The sequence below is a fragment of the Kitasatospora sp. MY 5-36 genome, from assembly GCF_001182915.1.
GTDB lineage: Bacteria > Actinomycetota > Actinomycetes > Streptomycetales > Streptomycetaceae > Kitasatospora.
Genome location: NZ_LFVW01001110.1, coordinates 1 through 1,854 on the forward strand (window position 1 = coordinate 1; position 1,854 = coordinate 1,854).

2 protein-coding genes are annotated in these 1,854 nt (G+C 77.4%); both read right to left on the reverse strand.

Annotated elements, in window-relative coordinates:
- Positions 1-49: 49 nt before the first annotated feature.
- Positions 50-763 carry an aminoglycoside N(3)-acetyltransferase gene (locus AE652_RS40595; protein WP_049660863.1) on the reverse strand — a complete coding sequence of 238 codons (714 nt, stop codon included), beginning with the start codon at positions 761-763 and terminating at the stop codon, positions 50-52.
- A gap of 161 nt (positions 764-924) precedes the next feature.
- On the reverse strand, positions 925-1,854 hold a 930-nt coding region (locus AE652_RS40600), incomplete at its 5' end, for an HEXXH motif-containing putative peptide modification protein (RefSeq protein WP_049660865.1).

The window sequence follows — 1,854 nt, forward strand, 5'->3', positions numbered from 1 at the left end:
GTGGGAAACGGCGGGGTCTCTTGTCAGCGGTGGGAACAAGGAGCGGGGTTCAGGGGCGCCCGCGCCGCAGGACGGCCTCGGCCAGGTCGACGGCCTCCCGCACCGGCACCAGCCGGCAGTCGGCGGTGCCGATGCGGGCCGTGGTGACGCCGCGGGCGGTGCGCAGGACCTCGGCGCCGAGGCGGCCGAAGTGGAGGTCGTCCAGGTCGGGGGCCCGGAAGGTGGTCCAGCCGTCCACGCCGACGCAGCGGTACTCGCGCACGGTCACGTCGGGCATGCGCAGGTCGGCGAGGTGGAAGGCGGTGAAGCGGTCCATCGGGACGCCGAGCATCAGCACCCGGGCGTCCAGGTCGTAGAGCCGTCCGAGCGGCGACTCCGGGCCGAGGTGGGAGGTGAGCGGGTGGTGGGCGGTGACCTCGTGGGCGAGCCGGCCCACGGCGGCCCAGGAGGTCTGCGGGTGCCGGCTGCGCAGGGCGCCCGGCCAGGAGCGGACGGCTTCCGACAGCGCCCCCATGGAGGGCGAGGCCGGGGTGGTGGCCGGGTCGAAGCGGGGCATCCGCGCCTGGTAGTCGGCCACCTCCGCCGGGGAGAGACCGGCGGTGGCGGACTGGTGGATGCGGGAGGTGGCGGAGTTCTCGGGCGTGGCGGTGTAGGCGACGAGGGTGCCGTCGGGGCCCAGGGCGTCGAGCAGGGCCTCGACCACCCCGGCCGCCCCGCCGGGCACCGGTCCGAGGGAGCGCAGCGATGCCTGGACGTGCAGCACCGTGCCGGGACGGACCCCGAGGTCGGCGAGGTCGCGGACGAGGGGGTGGACGGGGGAGGCGACGGCGACGCCGCCGCCGGCGCGGGGTTCGGTGAGGATGGCGTCTCCCGGGGGGTGAGGGCCCCGGGCGGGGGAGGTCCCGGGGCGGCGCGGGTGGGAGGTCAGACCCCGGCCCGTTCCCGCCGTACCCGGTCGGCCGCCTGCTCGGCGGCGGCGGGCAGCGACAGGTCGAGCCAGGGTGCCACGGTGGCACGCATGCCGTCGGCGAAGCGCAAGCCGGTCCCGGTCAGGGCTCCGGAGGTCGCCAGCCGCTCCACGGCCTCGGCGGTGTACCGCCGCCAGAGCGCGAACTGCTCCCGCGCCCGGTCGGCGGCCGTGCCCGGCAGTCCGTCGTACGCGAGGGTGCGGGTGCCCCAGTACTCGGTGACGGCCAGGTGGGCGTACGTGCCCTGGAGCAGCCCTTCGAGCGGCCGGGGGTCGGGCCGCCAGGGGGCGAAGTACAGGGTGGGGTCGGCGCGGTCGTACAGGTCGGTCAGGTCCAGCACCGCGCCGAGTTTGACGTGCTGGAACTCGTGCGCGAGCAGCAGGGCGAGGGTCGGCGCGGTGGCGGGCCGGGCGATGCCGACGGCGCCGTACGCCTGCCGGGCCGCCGAGCTGACGTCCCGGCCGGTCGGGCCCGGCCGCAACGGGGTGACCGTCGTCAGGCCGGCCCGGATGCCTTCCGCGTACCCGGGCAGGTCGCGCCCGAGCAGCTCCCAGGCTTCGCGCAACGCGCCCGTCCAGTCGAGCAGTTCGCTCTCGGAGAGGTGGGCCGCGACGGGGTGGTCGTGGCAGTCGCGCAGCGGGTCGGCGTCCTCCAGGGCGACCGTCCAGCCGCCGGCCAGCCGGACCCTCCGCAGCGGTTCGTCCAGTTCGGTGCGCACCGTGCCGTCGGACGCCCGGACCGCGAGGCCGCCCGCCCGCCCGGTGACCACGGCCTCGCCGTCGGGTACGGCGATCCGGCCGAGCGTCGGCAGGTGCAGCCACCCGCCGCGTACGGGCACGGCCACCGCGTCGCCCCAGCCGGCCCGCACGGCGGCCGCCGCGGCGAG